This window comes from Streptomyces spororaveus (assembly GCF_016755875.1).
Taxonomy (GTDB): domain Bacteria; phylum Actinomycetota; class Actinomycetes; order Streptomycetales; family Streptomycetaceae; genus Streptomyces; species Streptomyces spororaveus.
This window is the reverse complement of record NZ_BNED01000005.1, coordinates 5,679,138-5,702,526: the sequence shown is the minus strand read 5'-3', so window position 1 is coordinate 5,702,526 and position 23,389 is coordinate 5,679,138. Positions and strand designations below refer to the sequence as shown.

General features: G+C 72.3%; 20 protein-coding genes, 2 tRNA genes and 1 pseudogene. 3 read left to right on the top strand and 20 right to left on the bottom strand.

The genetic code is table 11. From position 1 onward, the window contains the following. Positions 1–24: 24 nt before the first annotated feature. Positions 25–1,890, bottom strand: a complete 1,866-nt coding sequence (gene lepA, locus Sspor_RS28120; protein WP_030384650.1) for a translation elongation factor 4 — start codon at positions 1,888–1,890, stop codon at positions 25–27. Between the two features lie 255 nt (positions 1,891–2,145). On the opposite strand from lepA, the gene rpsT reads away from it, so the two are divergent. Next, complete coding sequence (gene rpsT / locus Sspor_RS28115) at positions 2,146–2,412, top strand: 30S ribosomal protein S20 (RefSeq protein WP_030010251.1); 267 nt, start codon at positions 2,146–2,148, stop codon at positions 2,410–2,412. A 275-nt stretch (positions 2,413–2,687) separates the two neighbouring features. Here rpsT and holA read toward each other — a convergent pair whose 3' ends face one another. After that, entirely contained in the window at positions 2,688–3,680 is a 993-nt protein-coding gene (gene holA, locus Sspor_RS28110) for a DNA polymerase III subunit delta (RefSeq protein ID WP_202201602.1), read from the bottom strand. Between the two features lie 61 nt (positions 3,681–3,741). Between holA and Sspor_RS28105 the strand changes: the two genes are divergently transcribed. Beyond that, positions 3,742–3,984 (top strand): hypothetical protein, encoded by a 243-nt coding sequence (locus Sspor_RS28105; RefSeq protein WP_202201601.1) that lies wholly within the window; start codon positions 3,742–3,744, stop codon positions 3,982–3,984. A 20-nt stretch (positions 3,985–4,004) separates the two neighbouring features. Here the strand turns inward: Sspor_RS28105 and Sspor_RS28100 are convergent, their stop codons facing one another. The 14 genes and pseudogenes from Sspor_RS28100 to Sspor_RS28035 all read right to left on the bottom strand — a co-directional run bounded on the left by Sspor_RS28100 (position 4,005) and on the right by Sspor_RS28035 (position 18,225). Then, positions 4,005–4,895, bottom strand: coding sequence for a YceI family protein (locus Sspor_RS28100; RefSeq protein WP_202201600.1), 891 nt, complete (start codon positions 4,893–4,895; stop codon positions 4,005–4,007). Between the two features lie 136 nt (positions 4,896–5,031). Next, positions 5,032–7,257 (bottom strand): annotated as a pseudogene (locus tag Sspor_RS28095) (ComEC/Rec2 family competence protein); the annotation flags it as partial. A gap of 146 nt (positions 7,258–7,403) precedes the next feature. Next, a complete protein-coding gene (locus tag Sspor_RS28090; RefSeq protein WP_372499651.1) occupies positions 7,404–8,273 on the bottom strand; it encodes a ComEA family DNA-binding protein in 870 nt (289 codons plus the stop codon). 286 nt (positions 8,274–8,559) lie between these two features. Continuing rightward, positions 8,560–9,405, bottom strand: a complete 846-nt coding sequence (locus Sspor_RS28085; protein WP_202201598.1) for a DegV family protein — start codon at positions 9,403–9,405, stop codon at positions 8,560–8,562. Positions 9,406–9,559: 154 nt separating this feature from the next. After that, the gene (locus tag Sspor_RS28080; protein WP_202201597.1) at positions 9,560–10,357 is read right to left on the bottom strand and encodes a hypothetical protein; all 798 of its coding nucleotides are present in this window, start codon (positions 10,355–10,357) and stop codon (positions 9,560–9,562) included. Positions 10,358–10,478: 121 nt separating this feature from the next. Beyond that, positions 10,479–13,349, bottom strand: a complete 2,871-nt coding sequence (leuS, locus tag Sspor_RS28075; protein WP_202201596.1) for a leucine--tRNA ligase — start codon at positions 13,347–13,349, stop codon at positions 10,479–10,481. Positions 13,350–13,642: 293 nt separating this feature from the next. Continuing rightward, positions 13,643–13,715, bottom strand: a tRNA-Ala gene (locus tag Sspor_RS28070). 131 nt (positions 13,716–13,846) lie between these two features. Next, positions 13,847–14,080: a hypothetical protein gene (locus tag Sspor_RS28065; protein ID WP_008738908.1), complete on the bottom strand. Its 234-nt coding sequence runs from the start codon at positions 14,078–14,080 to the stop codon at positions 13,847–13,849. A 144-nt stretch (positions 14,081–14,224) separates the two neighbouring features. Next, a tRNA-Ala gene (locus Sspor_RS28060) sits at positions 14,225–14,297 on the bottom strand. A 123-nt stretch (positions 14,298–14,420) separates the two neighbouring features. Further along, entirely contained in the window at positions 14,421–15,077 is a 657-nt protein-coding gene (locus Sspor_RS28055; RefSeq protein WP_202203909.1) for a histidine phosphatase family protein, read from the bottom strand. After that, positions 15,074–15,520, bottom strand: a complete 447-nt coding sequence (rsfS, locus tag Sspor_RS28050) for a ribosome silencing factor (protein WP_030008628.1) — start codon at positions 15,518–15,520, stop codon at positions 15,074–15,076. The genes Sspor_RS28055 and rsfS overlap by 4 nt, the downstream gene beginning before the upstream one ends. 119 nt (positions 15,521–15,639) lie before the next feature. Beyond that, the gene (locus Sspor_RS28045; RefSeq protein WP_202201595.1) at positions 15,640–17,355 is read right to left on the bottom strand and encodes an LCP family protein; all 1,716 of its coding nucleotides are present in this window, start codon (positions 17,353–17,355) and stop codon (positions 15,640–15,642) included. A 24-nt stretch (positions 17,356–17,379) separates the two neighbouring features. Then, positions 17,380–17,997 carry a nicotinate-nucleotide adenylyltransferase gene (gene nadD, locus Sspor_RS28040; protein WP_030008626.1) on the bottom strand — a complete coding sequence of 206 codons (618 nt, stop codon included), beginning with the start codon at positions 17,995–17,997 and terminating at the stop codon, positions 17,380–17,382. A 60-nt stretch (positions 17,998–18,057) separates the two neighbouring features. Beyond that, positions 18,058–18,225 carry a hypothetical protein gene (locus Sspor_RS28035; RefSeq protein WP_202201594.1) on the bottom strand — a complete coding sequence of 56 codons (168 nt, stop codon included), beginning with the start codon at positions 18,223–18,225 and terminating at the stop codon, positions 18,058–18,060. A gap of 140 nt (positions 18,226–18,365) precedes the next feature. Here Sspor_RS28035 and Sspor_RS28030 point away from each other — a divergent pair, with 140 nt between their 5' ends. Beyond that, complete coding sequence (locus Sspor_RS28030) at positions 18,366–19,439, top strand: M48 family metallopeptidase (RefSeq protein ID WP_202201593.1); 1,074 nt, start codon at positions 18,366–18,368, stop codon at positions 19,437–19,439. On the opposite strand, the gene Sspor_RS28025 is transcribed toward Sspor_RS28030, so the two are convergent. From Sspor_RS28025 to Sspor_RS28010, 4 genes are all read right to left on the bottom strand, one after another. After that, positions 19,420–20,622: an SCO2583 family membrane protein gene (locus Sspor_RS28025; protein ID WP_202201592.1), complete on the bottom strand. Its 1,203-nt coding sequence runs from the start codon at positions 20,620–20,622 to the stop codon at positions 19,420–19,422. The two genes, Sspor_RS28030 and Sspor_RS28025, sit on opposite strands and share 20 nt — an antisense overlap. Positions 20,623–20,690: 68 nt before the next feature. Continuing rightward, the gene (locus tag Sspor_RS28020; RefSeq protein WP_202201591.1) at positions 20,691–21,242 is read right to left on the bottom strand and encodes an SCO2584 family spore wall biosynthesis protein; all 552 of its coding nucleotides are present in this window, start codon (positions 21,240–21,242) and stop codon (positions 20,691–20,693) included. A 77-nt stretch (positions 21,243–21,319) separates the two neighbouring features. Then, positions 21,320–22,615: a glutamate-5-semialdehyde dehydrogenase gene (locus Sspor_RS28015; protein ID WP_202201590.1), complete on the bottom strand. Its 1,296-nt coding sequence runs from the start codon at positions 22,613–22,615 to the stop codon at positions 21,320–21,322. 300 nt (positions 22,616–22,915) lie between these two features. Continuing rightward, entirely contained in the window at positions 22,916–23,329 is a 414-nt protein-coding gene (locus Sspor_RS28010; RefSeq protein WP_496891832.1) for a DUF8830 family protein, read from the bottom strand. Positions 23,330–23,389 lie beyond the last annotated feature (60 nt).

Sequence of the window (23,389 nt, the reverse complement as noted above, 5' to 3'; positions counted from 1 at the left end):
TCGCGTCGGGTGACGGCGGGGCTGCTACTTCTTCTTGCCGCCGGACTCGTCACTGGAGAGGACGGCGATGAAGGCCTCCTGCGGGACCTCCACGGAGCCGACCATCTTCATCCGCTTCTTGCCTTCCTTCTGCTTCTCCAGCAGCTTCCGCTTACGGGAGATGTCACCGCCGTAGCACTTGGCGAGGACGTCCTTGCGGATGGCGCGGATGGTCTCGCGGGCGATGACGCGGGAGCCGATGGCGGCCTGGATCGGCACCTCGAAGGCCTGCCGCGGGATGAGCTCGCGCAGCTTGGCGACGAGGCGCACGCCGTAGGCGTAGGCGGCGTCCTTGTGCGTGACGGCGGAGAAGGCGTCGACCTTGTCGCCGTGCAGCAGGATGTCGACCTTGACGAGGCTGCCGGACTGCTCGCCCGTGGGCTCGTAGTCCAGGGAGGCGTAACCGCGCGTCTTGGACTTCAGCTGGTCGAAGAAGTCGAAGACGATCTCCGCGAGCGGGAGGGTGTAGCGGATCTCGACCCGGTCCTCGGAGAGGTAGTCCATGCCGAGGAGGGTGCCGCGGCGCTGCTGGCACAGCTCCATGATCGCGCCGATGAACTCGGTGGGCGCGAGGACGGTGGCCCGGACGACCGGCTCGAACACGTCCGAGATCTTGCCCTCGGGGAACTCGCTCGGGTTGGTGACGGTGACTTCCTTGCCGTCCTCCATGACCACCCGGTAGACCACGTTGGGCGCGGTGGCGATGAGGTCGAGGCCGAACTCGCGCTCCAGGCGCTCGCGGACCACGTCCAGGTGGAGCAGGCCGAGGAAGCCGACGCGGAAGCCGAAGCCGAGCGCCGCCGAGGTCTCCGGCTCGTAGACGAGCGCGGCGTCGTTGAGCTGGAGCTTGTCCAGGGCCTCGCGCAGGTCCGGGTAGTCCGAGCCGTCGAGCGGGTAGAGGCCGGAGAAGACCATCGGCCGCGGGTCCTTGTAGCCGCCGAGGGCCTCGGTCGCACCGTTGTGCAGGCTGGTGATGGTGTCACCGACCTTGGACTGACGGACGTCCTTCACGCCGGTGATGATGTAGCCCACCTCGCCGACGCCGATGCCGTCGGAGGGGGTCATCTCCGGGGAGGAGACACCGATCTCCAGCAGCTCGTGGGTGGCGCCGGTGGACATCATCCGGATGCGCTCGCGCTTGTTCAGCTGGCCGTCGACCACACGGACGTACGTGACGACGCCGCGGTACGAGTCGTAGACGGAGTCGAAGATCATGGCGCGGGCCGGGGCGTCCTTGACGCCGACCGGGGCCGGGACCGTGGCGACGACCTTGTCGAGCAGCGCCTCGACGCCGAGACCGGTCTTCGCCGAGACGCGCAGCACGTCCTCGGGCTGGCAGCCGATCAGGTTCGCGAGTTCCTCGGCGAACTTCTCCGGCTGGGCGGCCGGCAGGTCGATCTTGTTCAGGACGGGGACGATCGCGAGGTCGTTCTCCATCGCCAGGTACAGGTTGGCGAGGGTCTGCGCCTCGATGCCCTGGGCGGCGTCCACCAGGAGGACGGTGCCCTCGCAGGCGGCGAGGGAGCGCGAGACCTCGTAGGTGAAGTCGACGTGCCCGGGGGTGTCGATCATGTTGAGGATGTGGGTGTTGCCCTGACCCTCGCCCGTGGTGGGCGCCCAGGGCAGCCGGACCGCCTGGGACTTGATCGTGATGCCTCGCTCACGCTCGATGTCCATGCGGTCGAGGTACTGGGCGCGCATCTGCCGCTGGTCGACCACACCGGTGATCTGGAGCATCCGGTCGGCAAGGGTCGACTTGCCGTGGTCGATGTGCGCGATGATGCAGAAGTTGCGGATCAGCGCCGAGTCGGTACGGCTCGGCTCGGGCACGTGGCTGGGGATCGCGGGCACGCAGTGTCCTGATTCTCGGTCGCAGTCGGAAGCGTTTGCGGAGCGTCGGTCGGAGCGAAAGTCCGGCTCCCGTCGCTCTCGGCGGCGCGATGTCGGATCTATACGCAGACTCCCATGGTCCCATGGACGGGGCAGTGCGCTCGGTTTGGGCCGCCCCTAGCGTGCCTGGTAGCCTGGGCAGCTGTGTCTCGTATGCCCTCTCAGCTGTCGGGACACAATCCGAAGATCAAACTCTGAACCTGAAAAGGCTCTTTCGTGGCGAACATCAAGTCCCAGATCAAGCGGAACAAGACGAACGAGAAGGCGCGCCTGCGCAACAAGGCCGTCAAGTCCTCGCTCAAGACCGCGATCCGCAAGGCCCGCGAGGCCGTCCTCGCCGGTGACGTCGAGAAGGCCACCGTGGCTTCTCGCGCTGCCGCGCGTGCGCTCGACAAGGCTGTCTCGAAGGGTGTCATCCACAAGAACGCCGCCGCCAACAAGAAGTCGGCGCTGGCCACCAAGGTTGCCTCCCTGCAGGGCTGAGCTCCCTGATGTGATCGCCGGAAGGGACCCAGTGGGCCCTCTCTCCCGCTCCTGACCGGCACCCCGCTCCGCACACGAAGCGTTCGCCACGCGGGTGCGGAGCAATCCAGAAGTAACCGAAGGCCCCGGCCTCCGCCCTTCCCCAGGGTGGTGGCCGGGGCCTTCGTGCTGCCTGGCGGGCCCCGGCGCACGGGCTCAGCCGTGTGGCTGTCCCGGGGCGGTACGCGGCGCGGCGGCGGCCGGCGCCGGCCGCTGCGCGCCGCGGTACGGCTTCGCTACCTGCGCTGGGGGCGGGCCGCGCTGGCCACCGCCACCACGGCCTTCTCCAGGGCGTACTCGGGATCGTCTCCGCCGCCCTTGACCCCGGCGTCGGCGTCGGCCACGGCGCGCAGGGCGTCCGAGACCGCGTCCGCCGACCAGCCGCGCATCTGCTGGCGGACCCGGTCGATCTTCCAGGGCGGCATGCCCAGGTCCCGGGCGAGGTCGCCGGGGCGGGCCCCGCGGGGGGCGGAGGCGAGCTTGCCGATCGCCCGGACCGCCTGCGCCAGGGCGCTGGTGATCAGGACCGGCGCCACCCCGGTGGCCAGGGACCAGCGCAGGGCCTCCAGGGCCTCGGCCGCCCGCCCCTCGACCGCCCTGTCGGCGACCGTGAAGCTGGAGGCCTCGGCCCGGCCCGTGTAGTAGCGGGCGACGACGGCTTCGTCGATGGTGCCCTCGACGTCGGCGCACAACTGCGCGGCCGCGCTCGCCAGCTCCCGCAGGTCGCTGCCGATGGCGTCCACCAGGTTCTGGCAGGCCTCCGGGGTCGCCGAGCGGCCGAGCGTGCGGAATTCGCCGCGAACGAAGGACAGCCGGTCGGCGGCCTTCGTCATCTTCGGGCAGGCGATCTCCCGGGCGCCCGCCTTGCGCGCGGCGTCCAGCAGGCCCTTGCCCTTGACGCCGCCCGCGTGCAGGAGGACCAGGATGATCTCCTCGTAGGGCGCGGCGAGGTAGGCCTTGACCTCCTTGACGGAGTCGGCGGACAGGTCCTGCGCGCCCCGCACGATCAGGACCTTGCGCTCGGAGAAGAGCGAGGGGCTCGTCAGCTCGGCGAGCGTGCCGGGCTGGAGCTGCTCGGAGGCGAGATCGCGGACGTCCGTGTCGGCGTCGGCGGCACGGGCGGCCGCCACCACCTCGCGCACGGCGCGGTCGAGCAGCAGCTCCTCCTGCCCCACCGCGAGGGTGAGCGGGGCAAGCGGATCGTCGGTGGAGTTCTTCCTGGTGGCCATCGGCTCCAGCATCCCACGCCGCACCGACAGCCCCCCGCCCCGCGTGCCCGAGAATGGTCGCGTGAATGTGCGACATGTACTCGTCCTGCCCGACCGCGACGCCGCCGAGGAGGTGGCCCAGGAGGCCGTCGACCGCTTCGGCCTCCCGGAGGAACCGCAGTTGGTCCGCGACGCGCTCGCCGGCGAGGACGACGCCGAGGACGCCCAGTGGCTGGTGGTCGTCGAGGATCCGCAGGAACGGCTCGACAGCACCTCGCTGGACGACCTCGCCGCCGAGTACGAGGGCTGGCTGGAAGCCCCGTAGGGGGCCTCCGCCCGCGCACCTCAGGCCTTGCGCACGGCCTGGACGTCCAGGGTCACTTCCACGCTCGAACCGATGGCCGCGATCCCCTGCGCCAGCATCGACTGCCAGTTGAGGGTGAAGTCCTCGCGGTGCAGCTCGGTGGTGGCCCGGCAGGCCGCCCGGAGCTCGCCCTCCAGGCCCGTGCCCAGACCGAGGTACTCGGTGTCCAGGGTCACGGACCGGCTCACGCCGTGGAGCGTGAGCGCCCCGGCGACGGTCCAGCGGCCGCCGCTGCGGTGGATGAACCGCTCGCTGTAGAACTCGACCGTGGGGTGGCGGACCGCGTCCAGGAAGTCCGCCGACCTCAGGTGGTCGTCGCGCATCCGCACCCCGGTGTCGATGCTCGCCGCGTCGATGATCACGTGCATGGAGGAGTCCTCCATGCGCTCGGCTATCCGCACCGCCCCGGCGAACGTGGTGAACCGGCCGCGGATCCGGGCCAGGCCGATGTGGCGGGCCGTGAAGCCGATGGTCGAGTGGGTCGGGTCGAGCTCCCAGTGGCCGGGCTGCGGCAGCAGCGGCGGCTCCACCGCGTCCAGGACGATCTCGGCGGTACCGGGCTGCGCCGGGTCCCCCACGATCGTCACCCCGTGGAAGGGCGCGTAGCCCTCGGCGGTCACGGAGAGCCGGTACTCCCCCTCCGGCACGGCCGCGGTGAAGCCGCCGTACGGATCGGTCTCGCCGCTGACGATCCGACGGCCGATCGGGTCGGTCACCTCGAACGTCGCCTGCCGGAGCGGGCGGTGGACCGTGTCGAGGACCCGGCAGCTGAGCAGACGCGCCGTCGGCGGCAGCGTCAGTGTCGCGGATGTGGACGGGCCGGAACTTCCGGCAGTCCCGGCCGTCTCCATCCCCCGTCTGCGACTGAACATGACTGATGCACCCCCGTGCTGTGTGGACTTGGACCGGTCTGGCGAAGACGCATTCGATCATGCTGTCGGGTTGTGGGCAAACAGAGTGGTCGCGCCCGGTATGGCCGCGTCGATTCCGCCGCCGGATGGCCGGAAATGACCGTAGTCGAACTCCACTCCCGGTGACGGCGATCGAGCCGTCCGTGTCGGTGCGCAGCACGGTCGCGCCCAGCTCCCGCAGCCGGGCGAGCGTACGGGGCGCGGGGTGCCCGTACCGGTTGCCCGCGCCGACGGGAACGAGCGCGAGCCGCGGCCGGACCCGGGCGTAGAGCTCCGGGTCCTGGTGCGCGGAGCCGTGGTGGGCGACCTTGAGGACGTCCACCGGACCGAGGTCCGGATGAGCCCTCAGGAGGGCTTGCTGAGCGGGCGGTTCGAGGTCGCCGAGCAGGAGCAGGGTCAGTCCGGCGCCGCGCACCAGCAGGGCGACGCTCGCGTCGTTGGGCCCTTCGGGCAGCGGTCCGGCCGACGGCGGCCAGAGCACCTGCCATGTGAACGGCCCGGCCCGGCGCCGCTCCCCCTGCGCCGCCCGCACGATCGGCACACCGGCGGCCGCGGCGGTCCGCCGGACGAACTCGGCCTGTCCCGGCGGCTCTTCCAGCGCGGTGGCCTGGATCACACCCACGGACCTGCCCCGCAGCACCCCCGGCAGGCCTCCCACGTGATCGGCGTGAAAGTGCGTCAGCAGGAGCAGCGGCACCCGCCGCACACCGAGGGCGCGCAGGCACTCGTCCACCGGGCCGGGCTCCGGGCCGGCGTCCACCACCAGGGCCTCGCCGGGGCCGACGGCGAGCACGGCCGCGTCCCCCTGCCCGACGGCGCACTGGACGTAGCTCCAGTCGGGCGGAGGCCAGCCGGAGAGCGTACGGGTGAGCTGCGGCGGCCGCAGTACGACCAGGAGCAGCAGCGCCGCCAGGGCGGAGCAGAGCCACCCCCGGCCGCGGAACCGGGCGCCGCCGACCACGACGACGGCCAGGGTGGCGGCGGCCAGCAGAACGCCGCCGGTGAGCCCGCCCGGCCACGGCAGCTCCGCGCCCGGGAACCGGGCCCCGGCCCGGGCCACGCCCGCGATCCACCCGGCCGGCACCCCCGCGCACCGGGCGAGCAGCTCGGCGGCGGGCATCCACACCGGGGACACCGCGAGCGCGGCGAAACCGAGCACCGTCGCGGGACCGGCCGCCAGCTCGGCCAGCAGATTGCACGGCACCGCCACCAGGCTGACCCGGGCGGCGAGCACGGCCACCACGGGCGCGCACACCGCCTGCGCGGCCGCCGCGGCACCCAGCGCCTCGGCGAGCCGCGGCCCCGCCCCACGGCGCCGCAGGGCTGCGCTCCACCGGGGAGCGAGGGTGAGCAGCGCCCCGGTGGCCAGCACGGAGAGCAGGAAGCCGTGGCTGCGGGCCAGCCACGGGTCGTGGAGCACCAGCAGCAGCACGGCCGCGCCCAGGGCCGGGATCAGGGACCTGCGCCGCCCGGTGGCGATGGCCAGCAGGGTGACCGCGCCGCAGGCAGCGGCCCGCAGCACGCTCGGCTCCGGCCGGCACACCACCACGAACGCCAGCGTCAGGGCCGCCCCGCACAGGGCGGTCACCCGGAGCGAGAGCCCGAGTCGGGGTGCCAGCCCGCTCCGTTCGGCCTGTTGCGCGCGGGCCGGGGGTCCGATGAGCAGGAACAGGACCACGGTCAGGTTGGACCCCGAGACGGCCAGCAGGTGCAGCAGGTCGGTGGCCCGGAAGGCCTCGTGCAGATCGGGCGGAACCCTGGACGTGTCCCCGACGACCAGCCCCGGCAGCAGGGCCCGGGCATCCGGGGGAAGCCCCTCGGTGGCCTCGCGCAGTCCGGCCCGCAGCCGCCCCGCGAGCCGCTGGACGGTGTCCGGGCCGCCGGTCACCCCGGGCGGGGTGTCACCGGCCGGACGGAACAGCGCCACGGCCCGCTCCCCGCCCCGCGCCGGAGCCAGCCGGGCGACCACCGTCACCCGGGTGGAAGGCTGCAGCCTGGCCCATCCCGGGTGCCCGGCCAGCACCCGCACCGGGGTCTCGACCCGGGTGCTCGACCCGTCGGGCCCGGTCACCCGGGTCACCACCGCGTCCAGCACCGTCACCGGTGGTCCGCTCCCGCTCCGGGCGGCCCTGGGGTCGGAGCCGACGGTGAGCTCCGCGAGGACGCGGGCGTGCTCCCGCGCCAGCCCCGCCACCGGCCCGGCCCTCGCCTCGGCCCGCTGGAGCCCCGCCACCCCGGCTCCGGCGGCCGCGCACAGCAGGGCCGCCGCCGCGGCCGGGGCGAGCCGCCACAGGGGTCCCGGGCGCCGGCACGCGCCCAGCATCAGCAGGCCCGCGCAGGCCATCCCCAGGCCCACCCCGAGGGCGGTCCGGTGGACGGGCGCGTCCAGGGCGAGGGCGGCCGCCGCCCAGGCGGCCACGGCGGGCACCGCGAGGCGGAGGTCCGGCGGGACCGGACCCACCGGGCGGTTCACGGCCGCACCAGCTTACGCAGGTCGGCGAAGCGCCGCTCACCGATGCCGACGACCTGGCGGAGCTCCTCCACGGAGCGGAAGCCGCCGCGGGCGGTGCGGAAATCGACGATGTGCTGCGCCAGCACCGGCCCGACGCCGGGCAGGCCGTCGAGCTGGGCGACCGTGGCCGACCCCAGACTCAGCGGGCCGGAACCAGGGCCCGAGCCGGAGCCGGACCCGGAGCCGGAGGCCGAGCCGGCACCGCCGCCCGGCCCGGCCGGTGGCGGCTGCGCCGGCGCGCCGACCACCACCTGCTCGCCGTCGACCAGCACGCGGGCCCGGTTCAGCCCGGTCGTGTCGGTGCCGGGAGGCACTCCCCCGGCGGCGGCCAAGGCGTCCTCCACCCGCGAACCGGCGGGCAGCCGCCGCACCCCGGGATCCCGGACCTTGCCGCTGACGTCGACGACGATCCGCGCGGCCGCTCCGGCTTCCACCCCCGCGGCCGGAACTCCGGCCGCCGGTGCCGTGGCAGCCGCCGGTACGGCCCCCGGGGCGACCACCGCGGGCACGGTCACCGCGCGCGGCCGGGCCGACCAGTACTGCTGCCCGGCGAGACCGACGGCGGCGAGCAGCACCACCCCGACGGCGGCCACCGCACGCGGCCGCACCTCGCAGCGGTCCTGCAGCCACAGCGGCAGACGCTCCCGCACGGCCGCCCTCCTCGCGGCCCCTGAGGACAGCCCGGACGGCTCATCGGGCGGTGCCTGGGCATCCAGCCCCTCCGGGGCCGCGGGCGGCGCCTGGACGGCGCGGGGTGGCGGGGGCGGGGGCGGGGCCTGCGGCGGGCTGCTGCCGCCCAGCAGCGCCTCGGCCCGTCGGCGCACCACGCCCGCATCCGGATGGGGAACCCGTCGGCCACGAGCCGTCCGACGATGCCGGCGCCGGCTGTCGGAAAGCCGGCCGTCGGAGGAACGGCTGTCGGAAAGCCGGCCGTCGGAGAGACGGGAACGGCCCGGGCCACTGGTGGCGCCCGACGGATGCGAAGCACGCGCTCGAAGATTCATGCCACGACCGTAGGGGCCGATCCGCGCCCCCGTTCGGAACACTCAATTCCAGTGGAAAAAAAGATCGTTGTGGATAACCCAGCCACTCGTTCCGGTGAGGGCGGCGTGTTCAGCGGGGCGAGACGACCGCCGCCAGCAGCCCCGGGCCGGTGTGTGCCCCGATCACCGCACCGACCTCGCTGACGTGCAGCTCGACCAGTCCGGGGATGCGCTCGCGGAGCCGCTCGGCGAGCTTCTCCGCCCGCTCCGGAGCCGCCAGGTGGTGCACCGCCACGTCCACGTCGGCGGACCCGGCGCGTTCGACGGCCAGCTCCTCCAGGCGGGCGATGGCCTTGGAGGACGTACGGACCTTCTCCAGCATCTCGATCCGCCCGCCGTCCAGCGTGAGCAGGGGCTTCACCGCCAGGGCGGAGCCGAGGAGGGCCTGGGCCGCCCCGATCCGGCCGCCGCGGCGGAGGTAGTCGAGGGTGTCGACGTAGAAGTACGCGGCCATGTCCGCCGCCCGCTTCTCGGCGGCCGCCACGGCCTCGTCCACGGATCCGCCCGCCTCGGCCACCTCGGCGGCGGCGAGCGCGCAGAAACCGAGGGCCATCGCGACCATGCCCGTGTCCAGGACACGGACCGGTACGGGTGCGGTCCTGGCGGCGACCACGGCCGCGTCGTAGGTGCCGGAGAACTCGGCGGACAGGTGCAGGCTGACGATGCCGGTCGCGCCGGCGTCCGCCGCGGCCCGGTAGGCCCGGACGAACTCCTCCGTGCTGGGGCGGGAGGTGGTGACCGAGCGGCGCTTCTGCAGGGCAAGGGCCAGGCTGCGCGCCGAGATCTCGGTGCCTTCCTCAAGGGCCTCACCACCGAGCACCACGGTGAGCGGGACGGCGGTGATTCCGTGCCGCGCCATGGCCGGTCGGGGCAGATAGGCCGTGGAATCGGTGACGATGGCGACATGGCGGGACATGAGCCGGAGGTTACCGCCAGTGGGGCCTCGACGGCAGCCTGGGCCCCCGACCCGGGCGGGGTGGGGTCCGGGCGTACCGCTGCCGCGGTGGTGGCCAGAGCCTACGGAGCGCGCGGGGGCCGGGTCCCGGCGGGCCCGGGTCCCGGCGGGGGTGTCAGCCGGCGCTCTCCGGGCGCGGGGCCTTCTGCCACGGGTACTGCACCGTCGGAGTCGGCGGGTTCAAGGCGGCCGGCGGGGCCGTGGGGGTCGGCTTCGGCGCCGGTGCAGCCGGTGCAGCCGGTGCAGCCGGTGCAGCCGGTGCAGCGGGTGCGGCCGGTGCAGCGGGTGCGGCCGGTGCGGAGTGGGCGGACGGCGCGGACTGCGCGGCGTCCCACTCGGCGGCCGCGGCCGCCAGGTCGTCCGCCGGTTCGCGGGACCAGTCGCGCAGCGCGCCCGACTCCATCTCGATCTGCTCCGACAAGAGGGACAGGTCGTCCGCCGCGAACCGCCTGGCCCGGTCACGGGCCGCCCACCGCAGGGAGTCGGCGGCCTTGATGATCTGTGCCGCGCGCTCGCGCAGGTCCGGGAGGAGCTCGGCGGTGCGCCGCCGGTCGGGCTCCTGCTCCAGCCGCTTCAGCTCACCGTCGAGCTCGTGCCCGTGCGCGCTCAGCTGCTCGAACAGCCCCAGGGACTCCCGCAGCGAGGCATCCGCCCGGACCCCGTCGGCCAGCGCCTGCTGGGTGGCGCGCATCGAGGTCCGCAGGTCCAGCCGCACCTGTGCCAGCGCCCCCACCACTCCGACCTGGCCGAAGCTCTTGGCCCGCAGCGTGGTGTCCTCGACCGTGCGCCGCGCCTGCACGACCGTGCGCTCCACGCCCCGCTTGGCCGCTCCCACCGCCTTGACCGTGAGGTACGCGCCGAGGCCGACGAAAGCCAGCAGCATCAGCGCGAAAATGATCAACGCGACCTCCATGACGGCCCCTTTCCCCAAGCGTCGCTCTTCTCCTCCACGGTAAACGCCACGGGCAGGCCAGGGGTTCCAATCGAACCCCCAACCTGCCCGTACGGGATCACCCCCATGCGGGGGCGCGCTCTCAGATGACGATGTTCACCAGCTTCGGCGCGCGCACGATCACCTTGCGGATCTCCGCGCCGCCCAGCGCCGCCACGACACCCTCATCGGTCACGGCCAGCTGCTCCAGCTCCGCCTCGGAGATCGTCGGCGACACCTCCAGCCGCGCCTTGACCTTGCCCTTGACCTGCACCACGCACGTCACGCTCTCGTCCACGACGTACGCCGGGTCCGCGACCGGGAAGTCCTGGTGGACCACGGACTCGCTGTGACCCAGGCGGTGCCACAGCTCCTCCGCGATGTGCGGGGCCAGCGGGGCGACCAGCAGCACCAGGGCCTCGGCGACCGAGCGCTCCAGCGGGCGGCCGGCCTTCGTCAGGGCGTTGTTCAGCTCGGTGATCTTCGCGATGGCGGTGTTGAAGCGCAGCCCGGTCAGGTCCGAGCCGGCCCCGTCGATCGCCTTGTGCAGCGCGCGCAGGGTGTCCTCGCCCGGCTCTCCGTCGACGACGGTGACCGCGCCGGTCTCCTCGTCCACGATGTTGCGCCACAGGCGCTGCAGCAGCCGGTACTGGCCCACCACGGCCCGGGTGTCCCACGGACGGGAGACGTCCAGCGGGCCCATCGCCATCTCGTACAGGCGCAGCGTGTCCGCGCCGTACTCCTCGCAGATCTCGTCCGGCGTGACGGCGTTCTTCAGGGACTTGCCCATCTTGCCGTGCTCACGCTTGACCGGCTGGTCCTGGTAGAAGTAGCCGCCGTCGCGCTCCTCGACCTCGGCCGCGGGCACGTAGACACCGCGCGCGTCGGTGTACGCGTACGCCTGGATCATGCCCTGGTTGAAGAGCTTGTGGAACGGCTCCGCCGAGGAGACGTGCCCCAGGTCGAACAGCACCTTCGACCAGAAGCGGGCGTACAGCAGGTGCAGCACCGCGTGCTCGGCCCCGCCCACGTACAGGTCGACACCGCCGTGCGGAGCGCCCTCGCGCGGACCCATCCAGTACTGCTCGATCTCCGGGTCCACCAGGGCCGACGCGTTGTTCGGGTCCAGGTAGCGCAGCTCGTACCAGCAGGAACCGGCCCAGTTGGGCATGGTGTTGGTCTCGCGGCGGAAGGAACGCACGCCCCGGCCGTCGCCCAGGTCCAGCTCCACGTTCACCCACTCGCCGTTGCGCGACAGCGGGGTCTCCGGCTTGGACGTGGCGTCGTCCGGCTCGAAGGTGCGCGGGGAGTAGTCCTCGACCTCCGGCAGCTCCAGGGGCAGCATCGACTCGGGCAGCGAGTGCGCGACGCCGTCCTCGTCGTAGACGATCGGGAAGGGCTCGCCCCAGTAGCGCTGACGGCTGAACAGCCAGTCGCGCAGCCGGAAGTTGACCGTCCCCTCGCCGATGCCGCGCTCGGTCAGCCAGTCGGTGATCGCGGCCTTCGCCTCGACGACGCCCAGGCCGTCCAGGGCGATGCCCTCGCCCGTCGAGTTGACCAGCTTCGCGTCGTAGGAGACGAAGGCGTCGTCCCACTCGGCCGGGTCGGTGCCGCGCCCGTCCGACGGCTCCACGACGCAGCGCATCGGCAGCTCGAAGGCGCGCGCGAACTCGAAGTCGCGTCCGTCGTGCGCCGGGACGGCCATGATCGCGCCGGTGCCGTAGCCCATCAGCACGTAGTCCGCGATGAAGACCGGGACCTTGTCACCGCTGACCGGGTTGATCGCGTACTCGCCGGTGAAGACACCGGTCTTGTCCTTGGCCTCGGCCTGCCGCTCGACGTCCGACTTCGAGGCGGCCTGCTTGCGGTAGGCCGCGACGGCCTCCGCCGGGGTGGCGTGCCCGCCGGTCCACACGTCGTGGGTGCCCTCGGGCCAGGCGGCCGGGATGAACTTCTCGACCAGCGGGTGCTCGGGCGCCAGCACCATGTAGGTGGCGCCGAACAGCGTGTCCGGACGGGTGGTGAAGACGGTGATGGCCTCGTCGCCCAGCGCGAAGTCGACGCGCGCGCCCTCGCTGCGGCCGATCCAGTTCCGCTGCTGCAGCTTGATGGCCTCGGGCCAGTCCAGCGCGTCCAGGTCGTCGATCAGCCGGTCGGCGTAGGCGGTGATCCGCATGTTCCACTGGCTCAGCCGGGACTTGAAGACCGGGAAGTTGCCGCGCTCGGACCGGCCGTCCGCGGTGACCTCCTCGTTGGCCAGTACGGTGCCCAGCCCGGGGCACCAGTTCACCGGCGCGTCCGAGGAGTACGCCAGGCGGTACTCGTTCAGTACGTCGGCGCGCTCCGCCGCGGTCAGCTCGGACCAGGCACGGCCGCCGGGGACCTCACGGGAGCCGTCCTCGAAGGCGGCGACCAGCTCGGTGATCGGCCGGGCCTTCTTCGCGTCCGCGTCGTACCAGGAGTTGTAGATCTGCAGGAAGATCCACTGGGTCCACTTGTAGTAGTCCGGGTCGATCGTGGCGAACGAGCGGCGCTTGTCGTGGCCCAGGCCCAGCCGGCGCAGCTGGACCTTCATGTTCTCGATGTTGGCCTCGGTCGAGACCCGCGGGTGCGTACCGGTCTGCACGGCGTACTGCTCGGCCGGCAGGCCGAAGGCGTCGAAGCCCAGGGTGTGCAGGACGTTGTGGCCGGTCATCCGCTGGTGGCGGGCGAAGACGTCGGTGGCGATGTAGCCGAGCGGGTGTCCGACGTGCAGGCCCGCACCGGAGGGGTACGGGAACATGTCCATGATGAACTTCTTGGGCCGTGCGACCACTGCGGGGTCCCCGGCCAGGTCACCGGTCGGGTTCGGGGCCTCGTACGTGCCCTGCGCGTCCCAGACGTCCTGCCAGCGTGCCTCGATGTCGGCGGCCATGGCAGCCGTGTAGCGGTGCGCCTCGGCCGCCTCGGGGGCCGGGGTGTTCGTCTCGCTCATGATTTCTGAAGCTCCATCGATCGTCTCTGCCGTCTCTGCCTGCCCAAACGAAAAAACCCCTCGCACAGGAGGGGGCGCCGCGCCGGGTCCGACCGTCTCGAAGGGTCGGCACTGATCAGCGCGGCTCGGTAAGCAGAAGGCGTACGGCACGCATGGCGTCAGGGTACCGCAGCGGCCCGTTCCGACGCTCGGCCGTTCCACCCGTCGACACGGAGACGGGCACAGGGCCCGAGGCGCGCGCGGGGCACAACGAGAAGCGGGCCACCCGATCCGGGTGGCCCGCTTCTTCACTGTGGAGCTAAGGAGAATTGAACTCCTGACCTCCTGCATGCCATGCAGGCGCTCTACCAACTGAGCTATAGCCCCTTGTTGTGCTTGCCGCTTCGGTTTCCCTTGCCGGTTCCCCTTGGCGACATCCCAAACATTACACGGTCATGGCCCTGGTCCAAAAATCGGTTTCCACCCACCAGAGACCATGTCCGATTTGAGCCAACTTGTCACGCTCTGGCGAACTGGTAGAACCGCTTGAGCGTGCAGTGCTCGTCGAGCAGCCGCCCGTAGATCGGCTCCCCTTCCAGCTCGCGGTACGTCTCGATCGGGTCGCCTTTTATGATCAGCGCCCGAGCGCATTCCTCGCACCAGTACTGGTAGTCGGGGTTGACCGGGTCCATGTCCCGCACGATCGGCGTGCCGTTGTTGCACCAGTCGCACCGGCGCCGGTGTGCACCCATCCGTCAGCGACTCCCTCCCGCGTCGGGCCGTCGTCTCCCCCTCCGGCGGTCACGATTCTGCCATGCCGGTGCGGGCCAGGTCAGCAAACGCAAAGGGTACAAAAGCAAGGATCCCGCCCCCTGTTGGGGACGGGATCCTGATTGTGGAGCTAAGGAGAATTGAACTCCTGACCTCCTGCATGCCATGCAGGCGCTCTACCAACTGAGCTATAGCCCCGCTCTCCGCCGCGCTCCCCCCGTCTCCGGTGTTCTGCGCTGCGAACAAGAAGAACTCTAGCCTGTGCCCAGCCGGAAAGTGAAATCCGGGTGGCAGCCCCGCCGGGGAGCGGCAGAGGGCCGCTCAGTCGTCGTCGCCGAGCACCGGTTCCGGCAGCGTGCCGGCGTTGTGCTCCAGCAGACGCCAGCCGCGCGCGCCCTCACCGAGGACGGACCAGCAGCAGTTGGAGAGGCCGCCGAGGCCCTCCCACGCGTACGCGTCCAGGCCGAGCAGGCGCCCGATCGTCGTACGGATGGTGCCGCCGTGGCTGACCACGACGAGGGTGCCGGACGGCGGCAGCCGGTCGGCGTGTTCCAGCACCACCGGCGCGGCGCGGTCGGCGACCTCGGTCTCCAGCTCACCGCCGCCGCGGCGGACCGGTTCGCCGCGCTTCCACGCCGCGTACTGCTCGCCGTACTTTTCGAGGATCTCGTCGTGCGTGAGGCCCTGCCACTCACCGGCGTACGTCTCGCGCAACGCCTCGTCGTGCGAGACCTCCAGCCCCGTGACGGCCGCCAGCTCCGCCGCCGTGGCGGAGGCGCGCCGCAGGTCGGACGCCACGATGGCATCCGGCTTCAGCGAGGCGAGCAACCGCGCGGAGCGGCGCGCCTGCGCCACGCCCGTCGCGGTCAGCTCGATGTCCGTGGACCCCTGGAAGCGGCGCTCCAGGTTCCACGAGGTCTGACCGTGCCGCCAGAGGACGATCTTCCTGCCGGGCCTGCCCGAGGTGGTCGCGCTCAGAACAGATCACCGTCCAGTTCGTCGTCGCCCGCCGCCTCGCGCAGCTTGGCGTGCTCCTCGGCCTTGCCGATGGTGAGCTTGGCGTCCTCGGGGAGCTCGATCTCGGGGCAGTCCTTCCACAGGCGCTCCAGCGCGTAGAAGACACGCTCCTCGCTGTGCTGGACGTGGACGACGATGTCGACGTAGTCGAGCAGGATCCAGCGGGCGTCGCGGTCGCCCTCGCGGCGCACCGGCTTGGCGCCGAGCTCCTTGAGGAGGCGCTCCTCGATCTCGTCGACGATCGACTTGACCTGGCGGTCGTTGGGCGCCGAGGCGAGCAGGAAGGCGTCGGTGATCGACAGCACGTCGCTGACGTCGTACGCGATGATGTCGTGCGCGAGCCGGTCGGCCGCGGCCTGGGCGGCGGCGGTGATGAGCTCGATGGAGCGGTCCGTGGCGGTCACTGGCCATGCTTTCGGGTTGGCGGGCAGATCCTTACAAGGGTCTCATGTACCGCCGACACCGCCCGCGCGCAGCGTCGCGCGCGGGCGAAAGCCTCCTTCGGGGCCGCTCCGGAGCCTGGTCAGGACGCCTTGTAGTCCTTGCCCAGGATCACCACGATCTCCGCGTTCACCGCGTTCTCGCCCTTCTTCACGACCGTCTCGGGCAGCGCCAGCGTCTTGGCGACCTCGATCGCGCGGTCCCGCTGCGCGTCGTCCTGGTAGGTGATCTGCGAGGTGGCCGCGGTCTTGTCGGCCTTGCCGCCGTCGACGAAGGTGTAGCCGCCGTTCACCAGCGCCGCCTTCGCCACGATCTGCGTCTTCTCGTCGCCGGTCGCGTCCTTGAGGCCGACGCGCGGGGCCGCGCCGGGCTGCGCCGCGGCGCCGGAGCCGCCGAGCACCTCCTTGACGACCGTCTTGTTCGCGTCGTCCGTGAGCGTGCCGTCCGCCTTCACGGCGAGGACGTCCGTGCGGTACGCGCCGACCTTGGCGTGCGCGCCGAGCTTGGACAGCAGGGCGCCGAGGGTCTGCGCGTTCAGGGCCGGATCGAGGATCTGGCCGATGCTCTCGACGGTCACGGCCGCCGCCTTCGGGTCGCTCGGAACCTTGCGCAGCACCGCCTGGAGCACCTTGCCCATGCGTTCCAGCTGCTTGGTCTCCGGTTCGCCCGGTCCGCGGAACGTGGCGTACGCCACGGCCATCGGGCCGCTCAGGCTCTGCTTCTGGCCCTGGGCCACGGCAGGGGTCTTGGCCGCGTCGTCGGCCGGGACCGCGGCGTCGGTGTCGACCTCGATGCCGCCGACCAGCTCGACCAGGTTCTCCAGGAAGGGGGTGTCCAGGCGCCAGGTGCCGCCGATGCGGGTGCCGAGCACGGAGTCCAGGGCCTCGCGGGTGCCGAGACCGCCTTCCCCCACGGACTTGCCGAGCACGGTCGCCGTCCCGTCCTGGCCGGTGACGGACAGGGTGTTCGGCAGCAGGACGGTGGCGCCCTGCTTGGTCGTGACGTTGTCGACGAGCAGCGCCGAGGAGGTGCCGCCCTTCTTGGTGTTGTGCAGGTGGACGACGATCATGTCCCGCTTCTGCGCGCCGGCGTCGGCGGCGGCGCCGGTCTTCTTGTCGCCGGGGCCGTCGAGGAAGGGCAGCTTGCCCGCGTACCAGAGGTAGCCGAGGCCGCCGACGACGAACAGGGCGAGGACGACGATCAGCGCCACCACCCGGTTGCGGCCGCGGCGGCGGGCCTCCTCGCGGCGTTCGGTGCGGCTCTCGGTGAACTTGAGCCAGTCGATGACGTCCTCGGAGTCCTCGTCCGGCTGGTCGATGAAGGCGAACATCTCGGTGCGGTAGTCCCGGCCCGCCTCGGGCTCCCCGTCGTGCTCGCCGCGGCGCGCACCGCCCTCCCCGCCGTCCGGCCGGCGCGGCTCGGGGACCTGGGCGGCCGGCCGCTCGGCGGGGGCCGGGGGCTCCTCGGGGGCGTTCTGCTGCGGGATCCACTGCTGGGTCTGCTGCGTGTCGTACCCGTGGGCGGGCGCCTGGGTGTACTCCTGCTGCTGGTACTCCTGCGCGGCCGGCTGCTGCGGCTGCGGGTAGTACTGCTGCTGCTGCTGGGCGTAGCCCTGGTAGTCGTAGCCGTACTGCTGGTGCTGCTCGTACTGCTGCCCGTACTGCTGCGGGGCGGCCGGTCCGGGCTGGGCGGGCTGCGCGGGCACCTGGCCGTACACCGGCCGCCCGTACGCGTCGTAGCCGACGAGCTGCTGCTCCTGGGCGGCATACGGGTCGTACGGATCCTGTCGGTCGTTCACCGCGGGGCCCCTCTCTCCGGAAGCTCAGGCTCCCCGGTACAGCTCACGCTTGTCGATGTAACGCACGACACCGTCCGGCACCAGGTACCAGACAGGATCCCCCTGGGCCACCCTCGCACGGCAGTCGGTGGACGAGATCGCGAGCGCCGGCACCTCCACCAGGGAGACGCCGCCCTCCGGGAGCCCGTCGTCGGTGAGCACGTGGCCCGGCCGGGTGACTCCGATGAAGTGGGACAGCGAGAAGAGCTCTTCGGCGTTGCGCCAGGTCAGGATCTGCGCGAGCGCGTCGGCACCGGTGATGAAGAACAGGTCGGCGTCGTCGTTCTGCGCCTTCAGGTCCCGCAGGGTGTCGATGGTGTACGTCGGCCCGCCGCGGTCGATGTCGATGCGGCTCACCGAGAACTGCGGGTTCGAGGCCGTGGCGATGACCGTCATCAGGTAGCGGTCCTCGGCCGGCGAGACGGCCCGCTGCGACTTCTGCCACGGCTCGCCGGTCGGCACGAACATCACCTCGTCGAGGTGGAAAAGGGCGGCCACCTCGCTGGCGGCCACCAGGTGTCCGTGATGGATCGGGTCGAATGTCCCGCCCATCACGCCGAGCCGGCGCTTGACCGGACCGGTAGGCATCTCCTGCTCTCCCATGAGCGCAGAGCCTACTGGCCCGGCGGACGCGGCGTTCCCGACGGGTTCAGCGGTCGCGGTTCAGCGGTCGCGGTTCAGGCGCGTGGTGACCCAGAGCATCAGGATCAGGATCAGGAAGGCACCGCCGCCGGTCAGGTACGGGTTCAGGCTGTCGTGGTTGCCGCCGTGCTGCTCGGCCCCCTCCGAAGCGAGGACGACCAGGTTGTGGGCGGTGGTGGAGAGGCTCATCAGGCAGATACCTATCGAGTCGGGGAGCGGGCGGAGACTTCGCTCACATCGTATGCGGGTGCCTGGGGCACGCTCACGCCGACTCAGGCGTTGGAGAGGATAGACGCAGGGTCGATCAGGTCCATACAGGGGAGGGCGTTATGACGGACACAGGGTTCGAGAAGGCACCGGCACGGGACCGCAGGCGGTTCCCCGGTATCTCGTCGCGGGCGTACGAGCATCCGGCGGACCGCTCGGCGCTGGTGGCGCTGCGCAAGCTGAGCGGCTTCGACACGGTGTTCAAGGCCCTGAGCGGGCTGCTGCCGGAGCGGAGCCTGCGGCTGCTGTTCCTGTCGGAGTCGGTGCGGGTGGGCGAGACGCAGTTCCCGCACCTGCACGCGATGCTGCGCGACGCCTGCTACATCCTGGACCTGGAGAAGGTCCCGCAGATGTACGTCCAGCAGGACCCGAACCCCAACGCGATGTGCATCGGGCTGGACGAGCCGATCATCGTGGTGACCACCGGCCTCGTCGAGCTGCTCGACGAGGAGGAGATGCGGGCGGTGGTGGGCCACGAGGTGGGCCACGCACTGTCGGGGCACGCCGTGTACCGCACGATCCTGCTGTTCCTGACCAACCTGGCGATGAAGGTCGCGTGGATCCCGCTGGGCAATGTGGCGATCATGACGATCGTGACCGCGCTGCGGGAGTGGTTCCGCAAGTCGGAGCTCTCGGCCGACCGGGCCGGGCTGCTGGTGGGACAGGACGTGCAGGCCTCGATGCGGGGACTGATGAAGATCGCGGGCGGCAACCACCTCCACGAGATGAACGTGGACGCCTTCCTGGCCCAGGCCGAGGAGTACGAGTCGAGCGGCGATCTGCGCGACTCCGTGCTGAAGATCCTCAACCTGCTGCCGCGGACGCACCCCTTCACCACGGTGCGGGCGGCCGAGCTGAAGAAGTGGGCGGAGAGCCGCGACCACCAGCGGATCATGGACGGCCACTACCCGCGGCGCGACGAGGACAAGGACACCTCGGTGACCGACTCCTTCCGGCAGTCCGCCGCCCACTACGCCGACTCCGTGCGCACCAGCAAGGACCCGCTGATGAAGCTGGTGGGCGACATCGCGGGCGGCGCGGGAGACCTGGGCGGCAAGCTCCGCGACAAGTTCACGGGCGCCGCGGCCGGCACCGCGCCGCAGGACAAGGGCGGGCCTACGGAGCAGCAGGGCTGACGGGAGCGGCCCGCGGGGGCGCGGCCGGAGTCACGGGCGGGTTCGCGGACGACGTCGCGGGCGGGGCCAGGACGCCGCACAGTCCGGCCGTGCGCCGCGGTCGGCCGCTGGCGTACGGGTCGCTCGCGGCCGGGCCCACCGTGGTCGGGCCGGCTCCGGCCAGGAGCGGGCGGAAGGCTCCGGCCGGGTCGGCCGAGCAGTCCTGGGGCCCGGCCATCACGTAGGCCGAGGCCAGCTCCAGCCGCCGGGCCGTGAGGTCCTCCCGGTCGAAGCGCAGCCGCAGCTCGCGCCGGACGGTGAAGAGCGAGGCGCCGTCGGCCGCGGCCGGGGATCCGGTGGCGGGGCGTACGGCGTAGACGAAGGTGTGGTCGGCGGTGACCTCCAGCATGTCCGGGGCCACCTCCTCGAAGGAGAACGCGCCGCTCACCCGGACCCGGGAGTCGGCCACGACGGCGGTGGCCTGGTCGAAGCGGACCAGCCAGCCGGTGGCCGCGTGGCGTCCGTCGCCGGAGGGGGTGGTCATGCTGCGGTCGAACTGCGCCAGCTGGTCGGGGTCGAGCAGGACGCGCACCGGGCGGGAGGCCGCTCCGGCGAGGATGTCGGGGTCCAGCGAGGACTGCACCAGGTAGTCCTTGGCGATGGACAGCGCGGCGACGACCTGGGCCTCGGTGAAGTGGTGGGTACGGCGCACGGCGGGCAGGCTGATGCCGGCCGCTCCGACCCGGTAGTCGGCCGCGGGGCTCTTCGCGATCAGGTCGGCCGGCAGCCCGCCGGATACGGCGGTGGTCGGCGCGAGCGGGACCACGGTGCTGCTGAGCGCCTGGGCGGGTCCCCCGGGCGGGGGCACATAAGGGTTGCGCAGCCCCAGGTAGACGGCGGCGGCGAAGGCCGTGGCGATGAGCAGCACGAGCAGCATGCCCTGCCGGGCACCCCGGCCGGGGGTGCTGGTCCGGGCCGCGGAGCCGCCGCCACCGGACCAGATCGAGCGGCTGCGCACCGCACGGGCGTGTTCGCCCATGCGTTCCTGCGCGGAGTACTCCTGGAGCCGGGCAGCCCGGACGAAGTCCTCGTCGAACACCACCGACCGGTACTCGTCCGACCGGAAGTCGTCCGACCGGAAGTCGTCATCGCCCCCGCCCATGCCCTCGGGGGTGCTGTTGGGTGGATCTCCTGGCACGGCCATCGCTTCTCCCCGCTGTCCCCGCTTCAGAGAAGCCCCCGGCTCCGGTGTGCGCGAGTGGGGTCGTACCTTCAGGGTTGGCGAACGGAGGGGTACGTAAACGCGCCGACGCCGGTGACTTCGCCCCTGGGGGTGCTGGCGGGGGCCGGGGCGGGGTCCGCCTCGCCCGAGGCGGAGCGGTAGACGGCGCTGAAGGCGAGCGCGACCATGCCGAGGCCCATCACGAAGGCGAGCACCCAGGCCACCGGGCGCAGCCAGGGTGCGCGGCCGCGGTAGGGGCGCAGACTGCCGCCGTAGGCCCCGTACGGCCCGTCCGGGTATCCGTAGCCCCGGTCGTGGTCCCAGCCGTGGCCGTCGTCGTACCCGTCGTGGTGGCCGTACCCGTAGCTGTCGTAGTCGTCGTCGCCCGTCCATCCGCCGGCCCCGGCACGGGCGGCTTCGGCCTCCGCGCGCGCTCGGTCGGCCGCCCGCTGGCGCTCGGCGGCGCTCGGTTCATGGATCTCGGCGTTCCGGACGAAGTCCTCGTCGAACACCACGGAGGCGAAGTCGTGATCCGCGCCTCCGCGGTCGTCGTCGGGCTCCCCGTCGTCCGGGAACGGCTTGCCCCCCACGTCGTCCGGCACGGGACCAGCGTAGACCTGGGGGGCCTCCTTGGGCAGGGTGTGCGCCGAATTTCGGCCACACCGCGCTCAGGAACTCACTACCGAATGTGACCGTCGCCCGTGACGATGTACTTGGTGGAGGTCAGCTCGGGAAGGCCCATCGGGCCCCTGGCGTGCAGCTTCTGGGTGGAGATGCCGATCTCCGCGCCGAAGCCGAACTGGCCACCGTCCGTGAACCGAGTGGATGCATTCACGGCGACCGTGGTCGAGTCGACCAGCTGGGTGAAGCGGCGCGCGGCGGCCTGCGAGGTGGTGACGATCGCCTCGGTGTGGCCGGAGGTCCAGCGGCGGATGTGGGTGACGGCGTCGTCGAGGGAGTCCACGACTGCGGCGGCGATGTCGTAGGACAGGTACTCGGCGGCCCAGTCCTCGTCCGTGGCCGGCAGGGCGGTGACCTTGCCGCCCTCGGCGGCGGCGAGGACCCGGGCGTCGCCGTGCACGGTCACGCCGGCGTCGGCGAGCGCGTCGAGGGCGCGCGGCAGGAAGGCGTCGGCGATGTCGCGGTGGACGAGGAGGGTCTCGGCGGCGTTGCAGACGGAGGGCCGCTGGGCCTTGGAGTTGATGAGGATGTCCACCGCCATGTCCAGGTCGGCCTGGGCGTCGACGTAGACGTGGCAGTTGCCGGTACCGGTCTCGATGACCGGGACGGTGGACTCCTCGACGACGGTCTTGATGAGGGACGCGCCGCCGCGCGGGATGAGCACGTCGACGAGACCGCGGGCGCGCATCAGCTCGCGGACGGAGTCACGGGACTCGCCGGGGACGAGCTGGATCGCGTCGGCGGGCAGGCCGGCGCTCTCGACGGCGTCGCGCAGGATGGTGACGAGCGCGGTGTTGGAGGCGTAGGCGGAGGAGGAGCCCCGCAGGAGGACCGCGTTGCCGGACTTGAGGCAGAGGGCGGCGGCGTCCACGGTGACGTTGGGGCGGGCCTCGTAGATGATGCCGACGACCCCGAGGGGGACGCGGATCTGCCGGATGTCGATGCCGTTGGGCAGGGTGTTGCCGCGGACGACCTCGCCGACGGGGTCGGGCAGTGCGGCGACGTCCCGCACGTCGGAGGCGATGGCGGCGATGCGCTCGGGGGTGAGCGTGAGGCGGTCGATGACGGTCTCGCTGGTGCCGGCGGCGCGGGCCTTGTCCGTGTCCACGGCGTTGGCGGCGACGATCTCGGCCGTACGGGCCTCCAGCGCGTCCGCGATCGCCAGCAGGGCGGTGTCCTTGGCGGACCGCGGGAGTGGGGCGATGGCCGCGGCGGCTGTACGGGCCGCCTGCGCGGTGGCGAGGACGGGCGAGGCGGTGGTGGCGGTGGCGGTGGCGGCATCGAGCGAGGTCATGCCGCCAGGGTAAGCCCCTGCCGGTGGCCGGCCGTGGGGGCTTCCATCCCGCGAGACGGCCTCCGGCCGGGTCGGCGGGGTGGGGCCGGGGCTCCGCCCGGGCCCGGACGATCGGCACCGGACCGTGGCGGGTGCGGGCACACGACCGGGGGCTGCGCCCCCGACCCCGCGCCTCGAACGCCGGCGGGGCCGGGAAAGCCACGGCTCCGGCGCGCATGCGGGCGGGGCTGGGAAAGCCACGGCCCCGGCCCGAACGCCGGCGGGGCCGGGCGGGCCACGGCTGCGGCCCGGACCTGCGGATCAGTAGGGGTGGACGCCTACCGGGTGGGCCGGGGGTGGGCCGTAGCCCTCCGCCACCCGCTGGTGGTAGGTGGCGCGGTCGATGACCTCCAGGCCGACGATCTCCCAGGGCGGGAGCTGCGCCGAGGAGCGGTGTTCGCCCCACAGGCGCAGGGCGACGGCCGCCGCGTCGTGGAGGTCTCGGGCCTCTTCCCAGTAGCGGATCTCCGCGTGGTCGTCGGCGTACCGGCTGGTCAGCAGGAAGGGATGGTCGTGGGCCAGTTGTTCCAGCCCACGCCGGACCTCGGACAGCGGGGCCGGCTTGCCGGAGACGCTCAGGGTCACGTGCCACAGGCGCGACGCGTGGTCCTGCTCCTCCCCGCCACCTCCGCCGTCACCGTCCCCCGTGCCGACGCTGGTCAGCGCTCGCCTCACCAGCCGCCTCCTGTCTCCGCCACGCGGGTCCGCCCGCCCCTCACAGTTGACCAGTCCACG